Genomic DNA, 14701 nt, shown 5'->3' with positions numbered 1-14701 from the left:
CCCAATAGATCGAGCTTGCTTTTAGTGCTATTTATCTGTTTCTGCTGGTTCTGATGATTCAGTTGAAGTTGTACCGTGTAATTGTTGGTATGTCTTTGTTTCGTAGAGATCTTTTGTTGATTGTTTATTGTTTTTACTGAAGACACTTGTTGATTTATCGCCAAGTGTTTTTTCTTTTTCGGTCAATTGTTCAAGTTGTTTCTTATAATCAAAATCAGTAGCTTCGATTGGTTTTAAACCGGTGTCCGTAGAGAAGCGGAGTAAATCGCCGTTATTGATTTGGTCAGAAACAGCCAATTGTTTGTTTACTTTTTCTTTCAGTGCATCAATCTCATTTTGTACTTCTTGGCTTGGCTCAGTGATTGCTTCACCTGTGTTGTTATCATATATCGTACCACCATAGAACGTATATTTAGGTGTAACAAAATCGCCATCTCGGAAAGCAACAAGTTGCTCATGATTTTTAGAGAACAGGTCTTGTCCCAATTGGATATAATTCTTTGTATCTACCCCTAAAAGGTGGAGCAGAGTAGGAAGTGCATCGACTTGGCCACCGTAAGTATGATTGATACCACCATTGGTTTGTCCTGGTACATGGATCATGTAAGGCACCCGCTGCATTTGGGCATTGTCGTAATTGCTCCAAGTATCACTTGTTTTGCCAACAAGCTCAGCTAACGATTTATTTCTTGAATTAGAAATACCATAGTGGTCACCATATAACACGATCACTGAATTGTCGTAAAGACCGCTTGCTTTCAAATAATTAAAGAATTCCTCAACAGCTGTATCTAGATAATTTGCAGTTGCAAAGTAGCCATTGATCGTTTCATCATTTGTCGAAGCTAACGGGAACCCACCTTCATCATTCGTGAATTTCGAATAAGGATAGTGATTCGATACGGCAATAAATTTTGAATAGAACGGTTGTTGCAGATGTTCTAGATATTGTACAGATTGTTGGAAAAATGGTTTGTCATGCAAGCCATATTGGAATGAATTATCATCATTGACATCATAGTAAGAAGCATCAAAGAAATAATCATATCCCAAGTTTTTATATGTTTCATTCCGATTCCAGAATGTACCAGCGTTACCATGGAAGGCTGCACTTGTATAACCTTGTGTCTGACTCAAAATATCAGGAGCTGCTTGGAAGGTATTTTTGCCACCCAGTTGGGTAAACAAGGAACCTTGATTTAATCCAAATAATGAATTTTCCATCAGTGTTTCAGCATCACTTGTTTTACCTGCTTTGACTTGATGGAAAAAATTATCGAAACTAAATGTGCTATTACTGTGATATAAGCTGTTAAGGAATGGTGTAACTTCATGTTCGACACCATTTTCATCTTTTAACTTATAATCCAGTAAAAATTGTTGGAAGCTTTCCAAATGGATATAGATGACATTTCTGCCTTTGGCGATACCGAACATATCCTCATTTGGTTGAGCGTAGTGCTCTTTGACATAGCTTTCTACCTGTTTCATGTCATTCGGACTAGCTTCTGCACGAACTTGGTTTGTTTGGTATGTTTGAACACCGTCATAAACCATGAAAGCATTCAGACCTAGATATTTGACAAGATAGTCACGTGAAAATGTACGAGTGAGTAATTCTGGGCGATCAGCTTCTGCTAAGAAGAGGTTACCAGAAAAAATCATGACTGCTAAAGTGGAAATAGCAAAGGCCATTCTTGCACGGATAGGTTGTGGGTCCATCTTGATTTTTTTAGTGATCAGTAATACAGCGATGACCACAAAATCGATCCAATAAAGGATATCGTAAGGTCTGAACAAACGGATGGCACTTTCTCCTAAACCACTTGCTACTTTTCCTGCACCTAGAATCGTATTGATCGTGATAAAATCGGTAAATTCACGATAATAAGTCACATTAGAGAAAAGGAGGAGGGTCAAAAGAAAATAAATGACCATCATAGTGATATAAGACGCCTTTGTCCGTCTCACGTATAGTGCGATTCCTAATAACAGTAAAGTTGTAGCAATCGGGTTGATGAACAATATAAAATATTGTATCCCGCTTTCTATGCCCAAGTGAAAATCAAATAAGTAGGCAAAAATTGTCTTTAGCCATAATAAAACAGCTAATAAAGAAAAAAATCCAAGCCTTTTATTCAAAAAGTTGGGTGTTTTTATTCGTTTCAACATCTATCTTCCTTTCCGCACTCAAAAATGTTCTGAGTGTTGTGAAGCTAATATTCCTCATTTTATATATTCCCCTTTATTCTACTAGTATGAAAAATAAGTGTCAATCGAAACCAAACGCTTTCATGCCTGATTAAGGATTTCTTTATGTTTTGTGAACGCTAGCACTAAGACAGAAGACCTGATTTTTGGTATACTGAGGAATGAAAAAGTTAAAGTAGGTGAGTCCATGAAAGTACAAATAAAGAAAAAAGCTGGAAATCGTATAAAAAAAGGATACCCACTGATCCAAAAAGAAGATCTAGCCCAAAATTGTGGAGAAACAACGGAATGGATCGAGTTAGTTGATCAGCAAGGAAACTTTTTAGCTAAAGGGTATTTAGGAAAACAGAATAAAGGAATTGGTTGGGTCTTAAGTCGAAAAAACGAACCATTCGATCAATCCTTTTTTGAAAGAAAATTTTTAGAATCAAAAGAAAAACGTGCTTCTTTTTTATCGGATGAACAAACGAACGCTTTTCGTTTGTTTAACGGTGAAGGTGATGGGATTGGCGGACTGATCATTGATTATTATGATCGCTTTGCTGTTTTTTCTTGGTACAATGAGACTCTTTATACTTACCGTCAATCAATAGTTGCTGCGTTTCAACAAGTGTATCCAGAAATCCAAGGCGCTTATGAAAAAATCCGCTTCGAAAACAATGAGTTACCGGAAAGTAGCTTTATTTTTGGAAAAGAAGCGCCAGAGCCTTTAGTGATCAAAGAAAATGGCGTGCGTTACGCAACTTATCTAAATGAAGGACTCATGACAGGTATCTTTTTGGACCAAAAAGAGGTTAGAGGTGCTTTGATCGATGGATTAGCTTTAGGAAAAACGGTTTTAAACATGTTTAGTTATACAGGTGCGTTTTCAGTTGCTGCAGCGATGGGCGGTGCTCTAGAAACAACGAGTGTGGATCTAGCGAAGCGCAGTTTGAAAAAAACACAGGAACAATTCGAAGTGAATGGACTAGATGTTGCGGCACAAAAGATCATTGTTATGGACGTATTTGAATACTTTAAATACGCAAAACGAAAAAAGATGACTTATGATTTAATCGTACTAGACCCACCAAGTTTTGCTAGAAATAAGAAAAAAGTTTTTCGAGTGGCAAAAAATTATGGCGAGTTAATAAAAGACAGTCTCGACATTTTGACAAATAATGGACAGCTGATAGCTTCAACAAATGCAGCGAACGTGAGTACTGAGCAATTCAGAGAGATGATCGAAGAAGAATTCATCTCAGCAAATGTCAAATTTGAACAAATAGGGTACTATCACTTGCCGCAGGATTTTCAAACCATCGACGCCTTTCCAGAAGGAGATTATCTAAAGGTATTTATCTATCAGATCAGGAAATAAGAAGGAGGGGTAGAATATGGTCCAAGTTAAAAAACTTACTATAGGCACAGGACGACCTAAAATTTGTGCCCCCATGGTCGGCGAAACACGTGAAGAACTTTTACGTGAGGCGATACTTGCTAAAGAAGCAGGGGCAGATCTAGTTGAATGGCGTGTAGATTGTTACAAAGAAGTATTTCAACAGGAGCAAGTGATTGAGACATTAGTACTCCTACAAGAAATGCTGGATGGCTTGCCATTGCTTTTTACCTTTCGAACTGTGGAAGAGGGAGGAAAGCAAGACATATCGATCCGAGAATACCATGATCTATACCAAGCAATTATTCATACAGGTCTGATCGACATGGTCGATTTAGAATTATTCAAGATTGAAAGTCTCGAAAAAGGTTTGTTGGAAGAAATCAAGCGGCTAGGAATACCAATGATCATCAGCAGTCATGACTTTAAAGAAACTCCGGCTGATCCAGTTTTATTGTATCGTTTGAATATGATGGAACACTTTGGCGCAGATTTTGGAAAACTTGCGGTTATGCCCAATAATGAGCGAGATGTGTTACGGTTGATGGAATTGACAAGACGAGCGGGTGCGTTTGTTTCTATGCCATTGATCACGATGTCCATGGGCGAACTTGGGATGTTCACTCGTTTATCGGGGCATTTAACTGGATCAGTCATGACATTTGGTGCTTTAACAACCGAAAAAGCTTCTGCTCCAGGACAAATTCCAATCAAGGAGCTAAAGCAGATCCTAACGACTTTAAATGGCGAGAATAGAATTTGAAGGTGAGAATGTGGCAAAAAAGAAACAAGTAAAAACCAACGCAATTCGCTTGGTTGAACAAAAGAAAATCCCTTACACAGAGCATGAGTATGAGTGGGATGAAAATCATTTGAGTGCTGCTGCTGTAGCTGAAAAACTTTCTGATGGTGAGGATCGAATCTATAAAACGCTTGTGGCTGTTGGTAACAAGACAGGGCCATTAGTAGCGGTCATACCGGGAAACAACGAACTTGATCTAAAAAAACTAGCCAAGGAATCGGGAAACAAAAAAGTTGAGATGCTTCATTTAAGAGATTTAGAAGCAACAACAGGTTATATCCGTGGCGGCTGTTCGCCTATTGGAATGAAAAAATTATTTCCCACGTATTTAGAAAAAACAGCTCAGACTCATGAAACGATCATTATTTCAGCTGGCAAGCGCGGACTTCAAATGGAACTAGCGCCAGATGCAATCTGTACGTTGACGAATGGGAAGTTTGCAGATCTTATCCTCTAAAGAAAAGCAATAACAACCTTAAAAGAGGTTGGGACAGAAGTGTTTAACTCCGAGAAATAAGCCGAAATTCACGAAAATTGCTTTTCAAATTTTTGTGAATTTCGGCTTATTTCCGAAGGAGTTGCTTCTGCTCCCACCGTTTATTCGTTTTTAAAGAATGAGACAAAAGTGTTTCTTACTTTTGTCCCACGCCCTTTTTGATTTCTCTATATCCATTTAGCGCAAAAATGCGGCATTCATTCCAGCAACATGTCCAGTTGCAAAGGCTGCGGTAATGTTGAACCCTCCTGTATAGCCATTGACGTCCAGTAGTTCTCCTGCAAAAAATAAACCTTGGAGCAATTTACTTTCTAAAGTTTTTGGATTAACTTCCTTAAGGGAGACTCCGCCACCAGTGACAAACGATTTTTCAATCGGGAAAGTCTTACTGATTTTGAAAGTGAAAGATTTACAAAGTTGTATGAAAGCCTGGATATCTTTTTCAGTCGTGTGCAAACCTAGTTGATCTGTTAGCTGACTTTTTTCTAAGAAAAAGAGAAGTAGTCTTTCTGGTAAAAATCCATGCCAAGCATTTGCTAAAGTTTTTTTCGATTGCTTGCTTTTTTGTGTCAGTTCACTCGTTAATTCCTGCACTGAACGTGTAGGAAAACAATCTAATACTACAGTAACAGGCTTCTCTGTTTTTTTCAGTTCTTGATTGATAAAACTGGAGCATCGAAGAGCAGCAGGCCCAGAAATACCAAAATGAGTGAAGAGCAGATCCATCACATGTTCGGTCACTACTTTTCCTTTACTATTCAGAACACTTAGAGAAATATCTTGTAGAGAAAGTCCTTGTAATGACTTATCTGTGATAAATGGTTCTTCTGAAATCAGTGGGGATTCCGTTGCGTAAAGCGGCGTAATGGTATGCCCTACTTTTTTCAGGATTTTATAGCCATCTCCTGTAGAACCAGTCGAAGGATATGTCCGTCCGCCAGTGGTCAAAATAACGCAGGGTGAATTGAATTCTTCAAATTCAGTCCGTACACCATAAATTTTCCCATCTCGATGGACTAATTTTTCTACACGTGCCCCAAATAACATCGTGACGCCCAGTTCCTTTAAGCGATGAAGCAATGCTTCAATGATTGTTTTTGATTTATTTGTCACAGGAAACATTCTCCCGTGGTCTTCTTCTTTTAAATGCACACCTTGGGATTCAAAGAATTCCATGATGTCAAAGTTATTCCATTGAGAAAAGGTACTATACAAAAATTTACCGTTTCCAGGGATATGTGCAATCAAATCTTCAACAGGACGATTATTCGTGACATTACATCTGCCACCGCCGGTCATTAATAATTTTTTCCCAGCTTTTTTGTTTTTCTCAATCAAAAGTACTTTTGCACCATGTTCTGCAGCACTGATAGCAGCCATCATGCCGCTCGTACCTGCACCAACAACAATTACATCGTACGTCATTTTCATTTTCTCACCTCAAAGAAAGTGTAGCATATTTCGAGGAAAGAAAGCAGAAAATGTTTTGAGGAACGAGGGTAAATAGGCTAAAATGTAAGAAGATCATAAAAGGAGCGTGAAACGATGACAAATGCAACAGAGTATGTACGATTGATTCAAGAAAAACTTCATCAACAAGACAATGGACAAGAAGAATTTCTACAGGCAATTGATGAGTTTATGCCATCAGCTACCAAGTTTTTAGAGAAACATCCTGAATACATCAATCGTAACATCTTGGGTATACTGACCGAACCGGAAAGAATCATTCAATTTCGAGTGCCATGGCAAGATGATGAAGGAAACTGGCAAGTGAATCGCGGGTATCGAATCCAATACAATTCAGCTATCGGACCTTATAAGGGCGGATTGAGATTTCATCCAAGCGTCAATTTAAGTATTTTAAAGTTTCTTGCATTTGAACAGATTTTCAAAAATAGTTTGACTGGTTTGCCAATCGGTGGCGGAAAAGGCGGAAGTGATTTTGATCCTAAAGGAAAATCGGATGATGAAATCATGCGCTTTTGTCAAAGTTTCATGCTAGAATTGTCGAAACATATCGGACCTTCTATCGATGTTCCTGCTGGAGATATCGGAGTAGGTGCAAGAGAAATCGGCTACTTGTTTGGAGAATATAAACGATTGAAACAATACGATGCTGGTGTTTTGACAGGTAAACCGCTTGATTTCTGGGGAAGTAAGATTCGTACAGAAGCAACTGGCTACGGGCTAGTTTATTATGTTAAGCATCTCTTACATGCAGAAAACGATTCATTCGCAAATAAAACAGTTTTTGTTTCTGGTAGTGGGAATGTCGCTATTTATGCGATAGAAAAAGTACATGAACTAGGTGGTAAAGTAGTTACATGCTCAGATTCAAGTGGCTATATTTACGATCCAGAAGGGATAGATCTCTCTTTATTGAAAGAAATCAAGGAAGAAAAACGTCAGAGATTGACGGAATATGCTAAAGTACGCCAATCTGCTGTCTATCATGCGGATGCTTCTGTTTGGACATTAAAGGAAAAAGGAGAAATCGCTCTTCCTTGTGCAACACAAAATGAAATCACTGAAGATCTCGCCCGTAATTTAGTAGAAAATGGGGTAACGATCGTAGCAGAAGGAGCAAACATGCCATGTACCTTTGATGCTGTTTCTGTCTTTGAACAAGCGGATGTCTGGTACTGTCCAGGAAAAGCAGCAAATGCCGGTGGAGTTGCTGTTTCAGCACTAGAAATGAGCCAAAATTCACAACGATTGTCGTGGGAAAGTGAAAAAGTCGATCAGCAATTAGATGAGATCATGCAGACGATTTATCAAACTTGTCGTAAGACTGCTGCGGAATATGGCAATGAAAAAAATCTTTTATTAGGCGCAAATGTCGCAGGCTTTGAAAAAGTCGCAAAAGTAATGTATGCCCAAGGTTTGGTGTAATAATTGAAATTTTCTTGGAAATATTAACCTCAAATTACTTATTTGCTTGAAAAATTGTAAAAAAAAACGTAAAGTATAACCTGTATATTGATCTTTTAAGGAGGAATAAAAAAATGGCACATATTCATTTTGATTATTCAAAAGTTGCACCATTTGTCAATGAACATGAGTTAGGTTACATGCAAAGCCAAGTATCAATGGCTGACAAAGTATTACGTGAGGGTACAGGTGCAGGAAGCGACTTCCGTGGTTGGATCGACCTACCTACGAATTATGACAAAGAAGAATTTGCGCGTATCAAAGAAGCAGCTAAAAAAATCCAATCAGATTCTGAAGTATTAGTAGTTATCGGTATTGGTGGTTCATACCTAGGTGCCCGTGCTGCGATCGATTTCTTGAATCACACATTCTACAATCTATTAGATGGGGACAAACGTCAAGCACCTCAAATCTTCTTTGCCGGAAATTCAATCAGTTCAACGTATATTTCTGACTTGATCGAAGTAATCGGAGATCGTGATTTCTCAGTTAACGTTATTTCAAAATCTGGAACAACTACTGAACCAGCGATTGCCTTCCGTGTCTTTAAAGAATTACTTGTTAAAAAATACGGACAAGAAGAAGCAAACAAACGTATTTATGCTACAACTGATAAAGCAAAAGGTGCTGTTAAAGTAGAAGCAGATGCAGAAGGATGGCAAACATTTGTTATTCCTGATGATATTGGCGGACGTTTCTCTGTATTGACTGCTGTAGGTTTATTACCAATCGCAGTTAGCGGAGCAGATATCGATGCATTGATGCAAGGTGCTGCTGATGCAAGTAAAGCATACTCAAGTGACAAACTTGAAGAAAACGAAGCTTATCAATACGCTGCAATGCGTAATATCCTTTACCGTAAAGGCAAAGTAACAGAATTGTTGATCAACTATGAACCAGGAATGCAATACTTCTCAGAATGGTGGAAACAATTATTCGGCGAATCAGAAGGAAAAGACCAAAAAGGCATTTATCCTTCAAGCGCAAACTTCTCTACTGACTTACACTCATTAGGTCAATATATCCAAGAAGGTCGTCGTAATATCTTTGAAACGATCGTTAAAGTGGAAAAACCTCGTAAATCAATCACAATTCCTGAACAAGCAGAAGATCTAGATGGATTAGGCTACTTACAAGGAAAAGAAGTTGATTTTGTAAATACAAAAGCTTTCGAAGGAACATTACTAGCGCACACTGATGGCGACGTGCCAAACTTATTAGTTAAAATTCCAGAAATGGATGCTTACACATTAGGTTACACAATGTACTTCTTTGAAATTGCTGTAGGTATCTCAGGTTACCTAAATGGCATCAATCCATTTGACCAACCAGGTGTTGAAGCGTATAAGAAAAACATGTTCGCCCTTCTAGGCAAACCAGGCTTTGAAGACCTTGCTAAAGAATTGAACGAACGCCTGTAAAATAAGGGATTCTAAGTAGTTAGTAAAAATACGTACCCAAAACATGTTGGCTTTAAAATGAAATATGGTACCCATTCAGGTACCCAAAACGAAAGGATGGCTTTTTTAGCCATCCTTTTTTGGTAGTGAAATTATTTGGCCAGAAACTTTTCGTTCCTGATTATTGATGTAATCATTGAACTTATTTGATGCTCGTTCAATGACCTCCGTTGAAACTTGAGCATAAATTTGAGTAGTAGAAATATCTTTGTGTCCCAACAACTCTTTTATATCCTCAAGTGGAACACCAGCCTTTCGAAGAGTTACTGCATAAGTATGTCTACCATCGTGGACTTTGATTTTGGGCAAGCCTGCTTTTCTAGCGATTCTATCACTTGCTCCGTTTGTGCTACGACTACGAATAATATTCCCTTTAGATTTTCCAGTAGTGAAAATAAATATAAAATCATCTATTGTTTTAGTAAAAGGAAGAGCAGAAGAAGTGTTATAAAAATAGTTATAAAAATCAATAAAACCTTGTTGTGCTCGATCAGTCATGATCATTTTACGAGTACTATTTAATGTTTTCGGATTATCAATAGCTATTTGACCAGAATTTAGTTTACTTTCAGCTCTATATATCCTTTGCTTGTTCACATCGATATACTTGTTACGTAGGTCAATGTCTGACCATTTCAGGGCCATAACCTCAGCTTTTCGTAGACCACAATCATAAATTGCTAGAAAAAATGGATACCAAAGAGGATCTCTTTCCTTCGCAGCATACTCTAGAAACTTATCTACTTGTTCAAGAGAATAGAAGTTAAGTACTTTCTCTTGAGCTCTTTTAGGGAACTCAGTGTATAAAGTCGGATTTTCATTTATATAGCCTAATTGTATTGCTTTTTTAAAAGCGTTGGAGAGAGTAGCATTTACTACTTTTACAGTGTTATAAGATAATCCTTGCTTTGATCGTCCAAGACCTTTTTTTGTGAGTAGTTCATTGATGAACGCTTGATGTGCAGAACGGTCATAATTTTCAAGTTTATAGTTACCTATATAAGGATTGATGTAGGTTTCAATATTTTCTCTATGAACAATTCTAGTGCCTTCTTTAACATTGGTTTTGTATTGAGTTATCCAAATCTCTAAGTATTCACTTAAGGATAATTGTTTAGGATTGTTAGTTTTGTGGGTGCCAGCAGCTAGTTCTCCTTCAAGAATTTTAGCTGCTTTTCTGGCTTCTTTTTCAGTGGCGAAATTTTTTTTGTGAATTTTTTTAGAATATCCTTTTCCTTTATGTGTCCCAGCATAAACAAAATACTCCCATTTTTCCACGCCAGACTTAGTTGTGTACGATTTGATAGTAGCCATTATTCTACACTCCTAAACATAGATTTTGGCAATGAATACACTTCTGGTTTATACCATCCTTTTTCATAAAACTTATCCATTTTTAATTCTTTTTCTTGTGGAGAGAATAGGGGCATGGTTACCATGTTGCCAGTTTCAATATCTTCTTTCATTTTCAATTGTTTAAGTAAGACTTCTTGATATTCTTCTTCACTATAGTAATCATTTGTCAGTATTGGATAAATCTGCACCTCTGGAACATCTTGTCTTAATCTATCGCGCAATTCGTATGGTGTCATCATTAAAAATCAATCCTTTCGTAGTTTGTTCTAATTAGTAAGAATTTATATATACATACCGCCTTATTTGAAATTAAATTAAGTGTAATCTCGTATACATAAATATCGAATACGAACTTATGTTCTTTTGTATTTAAAAAGAAAAGCCCGAAGGCTGATCTTTTTTATTGAATAGCATAATCTTGCTTGCCTATTTCATCCCCAGCAATTCCTTGGGTAGCTACAAGTGTCGCAGGGGTAGTGGTATCTGTTAATGTATAAGCGACAGCATTAGAAACAGTACCACCTTGCTTAATTTTATTTGTTTGAGTATTTAAGTATTGTTCATCTGGTAAACTCGCTACTTGTAATTTGTTTTCCATATTAGGATCATTATCTTGAATAGCAGAGAAAACAGCCATCCAAGCCGTTGTTGGATCAATATCTTTTCCAGTTTTATTAGTAGTATCATACCAAAAAGCAATTACTGGTTGGTCGCCATATTCGTTTCCTGGTTTTCCAGGTTGGATAACAGCATGTTTGGTAATTTTAATATCAATGTCAACTAAAGAAGCAACGCCGTCTTTAAACGTAGCTGTTTGTTCTGAACTTGAAATTTCTGCTGTAGAACTACTGCTTTCTAAAGTTACAATTGTAGAAGTATTAGTAGTTGCTTCTTTAGATGTACCAGAATTTGAATCATCATTTCCACACGCCCCTAGTGTAATACTAGAAATCAAAATCAATCCTAACCCAACTATTTTTTTCATAAACTCCTCCACAGATAAATTAATTTTACTCCCACTTCGAGGCAGGAAGTAGTAGCCGCCAATTTAAAATTAAAAATTTGTACATTTTTCAGAGACCCCATACAAATTCGTTAAATTTTCAAATTTAGAGACGATTTTTATAAATCCAATAATTCCTTTTTCTTTATATTAAATTCTTCTTGGGTGATTATTCCGTCGTCTAAAAGGTCTTTATATTTTCTTAATTCATCAGCAGGAGAAAATACTTGATTTTCTGCTATAGTAATTATTTGTTCTTCAGAGGTTTCTTTTAACAATATATCTAAAGTTGATAATATCTTGTCAGCTTGTAAAATAGCATTTTTGTATAAAATTGAGTTACGTTTTGTTTTCTTACTGATTAAAGGTAAATATATAACTGGCTTGTCTAGGTCATTCATATTAATTTTTATATTGAGGCGCTCTACAATTGTATTATTTTTCTTTTTACCAGTAACTGCTCCAACAATGGCTCCTACACCACCAAAAGCTAAGGCACCCACAGCAGCTCTACCTAATCCTCCAGAAGAAATAGAAGTTCCATTTTCAACTAATTCGTAACTATTTATTTTGTCTAAATCATAAATAAAACCAGAATTAAAGAGACCTTTAATTTTAAATTGGCGTTTTTCTGTATCTATAAAAATATTTTTCTCAATTGTTCTATTAGGAGTGAAGTCTTTTAGTTTTCTTAAGTTTTCTTCTTGTTGTCTCTTTTTTTGTAATTTCTTTTCTTCATTTTGTTCTTGGATTAATAATTTATTTTTTATTTTTTCCTCTTTATTTTTGCTATTACCAAACAAACCCATTCTTTTCACTCCATTACTTTATATTTGTAATATTTGGAAATTCATACTATTTTGCAGCAATCAATCAAACCACTCGAAAACGCCTACAGTTCCATTAGCCTTAAATAAGATTTTATAGTTCTTATAAGTTAAGCCTTCTGGATAAATTTTAGAATATGTTCTAACAGCATTTTTTAAAGCCTCTGTTGTGATTCCTAAAAATTCTGCTGATTCCCACATAAATGTGAATCTTTCATTATAACAGTCTATAAAATCTTGGGGAGTAACAAGCAGTGTAAAGCCAATGTCTCTAGCTTTTTGTTCTTGCTTTCTTTTTTCGTTTGTGTCCTGATCGACAATATCCCCAACACTAGATAAGTGGTGACCGATTTCTTCAGTTATAGTGCTCGCCATTTCTTGAATTGATTGCTCTTGATTTAAATAAACGACATTATCAACATACAATCCTTTTTGTTTTTCCGGCATATACTTTTCAAATTTATATTCTAAATTGGGAAATTTAGACATGAATTTTTCGACCTTATCCACTCAACAACACCTACTTACTGTGATCTCTATTTTTAATGTAGTCAATGAAATTTAATATCTCTCTCATTTCATCATCTGAAACATCATCATCAATGTGAGTAGCTACTGTCATTTGTTTTGAACTTAGTTTGGTTTCGTTAGATGAATCAATATATCCCGCTAAGGCCATTAACTTATCGTATTGCACATTATAAGCTTCAGATAATATTTTTAATGCTTCTGGAGTAGGATTGATCGGAGTGCCTCGTCTACTTACGCCCTTTTCAAGATCGGAAATATAAGAATGGCTTAAGCGTCCATCTATTCGTTCAGAAACACTTCTTAACGACTCTTTTCCGCGTAATTCTCTTAAGTACTCTCCTAAATTGTTCGACATAGTTTCCACCTCCTGGAATTATTGTAATATATAGCTTACATAAAATATATAAAAAAAGTGTAATTTATAGTTGACAAAATGTAGTACATGTTTTACAATTGTTTTTGTAAGACATGGCGTACAAGAAAGGATGATATAAATGAGCAATTTAGTGCGTGAAACTCGCGTTTCTAAAGGCATAAGCCAAACTAGATTAGCTGAAATGGCTAAAATATCTCGTCCGTATCTAGCAGATATTGAAAAAGGTGAGAGTAATCCGAGTGCACAAATAGCTATTGCTATAGCTAGATCTTTAGGAACCACAGTAGAAACTATTTTTTTACCAAAAATGTCGTACATGGACGACAAGGGGTCTACCAAATGACACGACAAGAAAAAATAAACATCGTACTTGATGCTAGACCTAGACTAATCCACATCATCAAATGTGCGAATGATGATCAACTTGATCGTCTAGTTGAAGAAGTTCAAAAAGAACTTGAACGAGAATTGAGCGAAGCAGCTTTTGTGTGATTCATTAGCTTAATTCTATATGGATTTTATTCATATTGATATAGGAGTGAATAAGAAAAAGGGGATGAAATAAATGGCAAAACAATCAGCTGTCATACGTAAATCGTTAACCGAAGCGATTCGTAAGAATGGCGCAACAAAAAAGGAAATAGCGGGAGAAATCAAAGTATCGCAACAATCGTTAAGCGACTGGACAACGCCACTTAACACTAAACCAGTAACGTTAGAAAATGCCCAAGCGTTAACTGATTATTTTAGAGATACCGACTTTACGCTTCAAGTGATCCATGAATTTTTCGGTTTATTCAAATCGATCGATGGTGATGTTTATAGGAGAGATCCTTCATCTTTAGACAAGTTGCAAATGATTGAATCAGATGAACGCAAACAGAAAAAACAAGAAGTTGAGAAGATTCTTCTCAAACAAGTGAATTACTTAACTGTTGATGATCGTCAACAAATCATTGCATATGCTTATGAATTTTTAGATGAAATCATGGTGGAAGTAACACTAATAAGTGCGTTGTGTGAAATGCTTGGAATTGATATTCGAAAGCTTAGTGAGCAACGGCTGTCGTACTGGATCGCACAAGGATATATGAAAGGATGATAGAAAATGCAAATTTTATCTTTTGAACCAGTAAGGAGAAATCACACAGTACAAAAAGAAGAGTTAAGAAGAGCTATTGAGATTTCTAGGTATTTTAGGGTATCTCCAGCAACAGTTACTCGTTGGACTCAAAGAAAAGAAAATCCATTGCCTTCGAAAAAGAAGGGGAATGTAGTTCTTATTGATCTCAATGTTGCAAAAAAATGGTTTGAGGAGGTCTGAAAA

Annotated in this window: 17 protein-coding genes; 9 read left to right on the top strand and 8 right to left on the bottom strand. The window is 36.4% G+C overall.

Going from position 1 to position 14701, the window contains the following annotated elements; genetic code table 11:
- Window positions 1-27: 27 nt before the first annotated feature.
- The gene (locus tag FGQ66_RS08195; protein ID WP_081135741.1) at window positions 28-2169 is read right to left on the bottom strand and encodes an LTA synthase family protein; all 2142 of its coding nucleotides are present in this window, start codon (window positions 2167-2169) and stop codon (window positions 28-30) included.
- Window positions 2170-2398: 229 nt separating this feature from the next.
- Here FGQ66_RS08195 and FGQ66_RS08190 point away from each other — a divergent pair, with 229 nt between their 5' ends.
- The 3 genes from FGQ66_RS08190 to ybaK are packed head-to-tail and all read left to right on the top strand — an operon-like array spanning window position 2399 to window position 4848.
- On the top strand, window positions 2399-3571 hold the full coding sequence (locus FGQ66_RS08190) for a class I SAM-dependent rRNA methyltransferase (protein ID WP_138302159.1): 1173 nt from the start codon (window positions 2399-2401) through the stop codon (window positions 3569-3571).
- A 16-nt stretch (window positions 3572-3587) separates the two neighbouring features.
- Window positions 3588-4352, top strand: a complete 765-nt coding sequence (gene aroD / locus FGQ66_RS08185) for a type I 3-dehydroquinate dehydratase (protein WP_138302158.1) — start codon at window positions 3588-3590, stop codon at window positions 4350-4352.
- Window positions 4353-4362: 10 nt separating this feature from the next.
- The gene (gene ybaK / locus FGQ66_RS08180) at window positions 4363-4848 is read left to right on the top strand and encodes a Cys-tRNA(Pro) deacylase (RefSeq protein ID WP_025479887.1); all 486 of its coding nucleotides are present in this window, start codon (window positions 4363-4365) and stop codon (window positions 4846-4848) included.
- Between the two features lie 216 nt (window positions 4849-5064).
- Here the strand turns inward: ybaK and FGQ66_RS08175 are convergent, their stop codons facing one another.
- Window positions 5065-6318 carry a BaiN/RdsA family NAD(P)/FAD-dependent oxidoreductase gene (locus tag FGQ66_RS08175; RefSeq protein ID WP_138302157.1) on the bottom strand — a complete coding sequence of 418 codons (1254 nt, stop codon included), beginning with the start codon at window positions 6316-6318 and terminating at the stop codon, window positions 5065-5067.
- A gap of 114 nt (window positions 6319-6432) precedes the next feature.
- Between FGQ66_RS08175 and gdhA the strand changes: the two genes are divergently transcribed.
- Entirely contained in the window at window positions 6433-7782 is a 1350-nt protein-coding gene (gdhA, locus tag FGQ66_RS08170; RefSeq protein WP_138302156.1) for an NADP-specific glutamate dehydrogenase, read from the top strand.
- 113 nt (window positions 7783-7895) lie between these two features.
- Window positions 7896-9242: a glucose-6-phosphate isomerase gene (locus FGQ66_RS08165; protein WP_081135736.1), complete on the top strand. Its 1347-nt coding sequence runs from the start codon at window positions 7896-7898 to the stop codon at window positions 9240-9242.
- A 105-nt stretch (window positions 9243-9347) separates the two neighbouring features.
- On the opposite strand, the gene FGQ66_RS08160 is transcribed toward FGQ66_RS08165, so the two are convergent.
- The 6 genes from FGQ66_RS08160 to FGQ66_RS08135 form a co-directional block, all read right to left on the bottom strand.
- The gene (locus tag FGQ66_RS08160; protein WP_138302155.1) at window positions 9348-10595 is read right to left on the bottom strand and encodes a tyrosine-type recombinase/integrase; all 1248 of its coding nucleotides are present in this window, start codon (window positions 10593-10595) and stop codon (window positions 9348-9350) included.
- A complete protein-coding gene (locus FGQ66_RS08155) occupies window positions 10595-10876 on the bottom strand; it encodes a hypothetical protein (RefSeq protein ID WP_138302154.1) in 282 nt (93 codons plus the stop codon). The genes FGQ66_RS08160 and FGQ66_RS08155 overlap by 1 nt, the downstream gene beginning before the upstream one ends.
- Window positions 10877-11037: 161 nt before the next feature.
- Window positions 11038-11622 carry a DUF5067 domain-containing protein gene (locus tag FGQ66_RS08150; RefSeq protein ID WP_138302153.1) on the bottom strand — a complete coding sequence of 195 codons (585 nt, stop codon included), beginning with the start codon at window positions 11620-11622 and terminating at the stop codon, window positions 11038-11040.
- Between the two features lie 137 nt (window positions 11623-11759).
- Window positions 11760-12449: an SHOCT domain-containing protein gene (locus tag FGQ66_RS08145; RefSeq protein ID WP_138302152.1), complete on the bottom strand. Its 690-nt coding sequence runs from the start codon at window positions 12447-12449 to the stop codon at window positions 11760-11762.
- 60 nt (window positions 12450-12509) lie between these two features.
- Entirely contained in the window at window positions 12510-12956 is a 447-nt protein-coding gene (locus FGQ66_RS08140; protein ID WP_230315262.1) for an ImmA/IrrE family metallo-endopeptidase, read from the bottom strand.
- Window positions 12957-12987: 31 nt separating this feature from the next.
- Window positions 12988-13353, bottom strand: a complete 366-nt coding sequence (locus tag FGQ66_RS08135) for a helix-turn-helix domain-containing protein (protein WP_138302150.1) — start codon at window positions 13351-13353, stop codon at window positions 12988-12990.
- A gap of 139 nt (window positions 13354-13492) precedes the next feature.
- On the opposite strand from FGQ66_RS08135, the gene FGQ66_RS08130 reads away from it, so the two are divergent.
- The 4 genes from FGQ66_RS08130 (at window position 13493) to FGQ66_RS08120 (ending at window position 14698) form a co-directional block, all read left to right on the top strand.
- On the top strand, window positions 13493-13717 hold the full coding sequence (locus tag FGQ66_RS08130; protein ID WP_230315256.1) for a helix-turn-helix transcriptional regulator: 225 nt from the start codon (window positions 13493-13495) through the stop codon (window positions 13715-13717).
- Window positions 13714-13866, top strand: a complete 153-nt coding sequence (locus FGQ66_RS15185; protein WP_171024586.1) for a hypothetical protein — start codon at window positions 13714-13716, stop codon at window positions 13864-13866. Before FGQ66_RS08130 ends, FGQ66_RS15185 begins: the two co-directional genes overlap by 4 nt.
- A 73-nt stretch (window positions 13867-13939) precedes the next feature.
- Entirely contained in the window at window positions 13940-14476 is a 537-nt protein-coding gene (locus FGQ66_RS08125; RefSeq protein WP_138302149.1) for a hypothetical protein, read from the top strand.
- A 6-nt stretch (window positions 14477-14482) separates the two neighbouring features.
- Window positions 14483-14698: a helix-turn-helix domain-containing protein gene (locus tag FGQ66_RS08120; protein WP_138302148.1), complete on the top strand. Its 216-nt coding sequence runs from the start codon at window positions 14483-14485 to the stop codon at window positions 14696-14698.
- Window positions 14699-14701: the final 3 nt, after the last annotated feature.

The organism is Enterococcus sp. BSD2780061688st2 D3, assembly GCF_005844145.1.
Classification (GTDB): Bacteria; Bacillota; Bacilli; order Lactobacillales; family Enterococcaceae; genus Enterococcus_B; species Enterococcus_B durans.
Note: the sequence above shows the minus strand (reverse complement) of the source record. Positions and strands in the feature narration are given on the sequence as shown.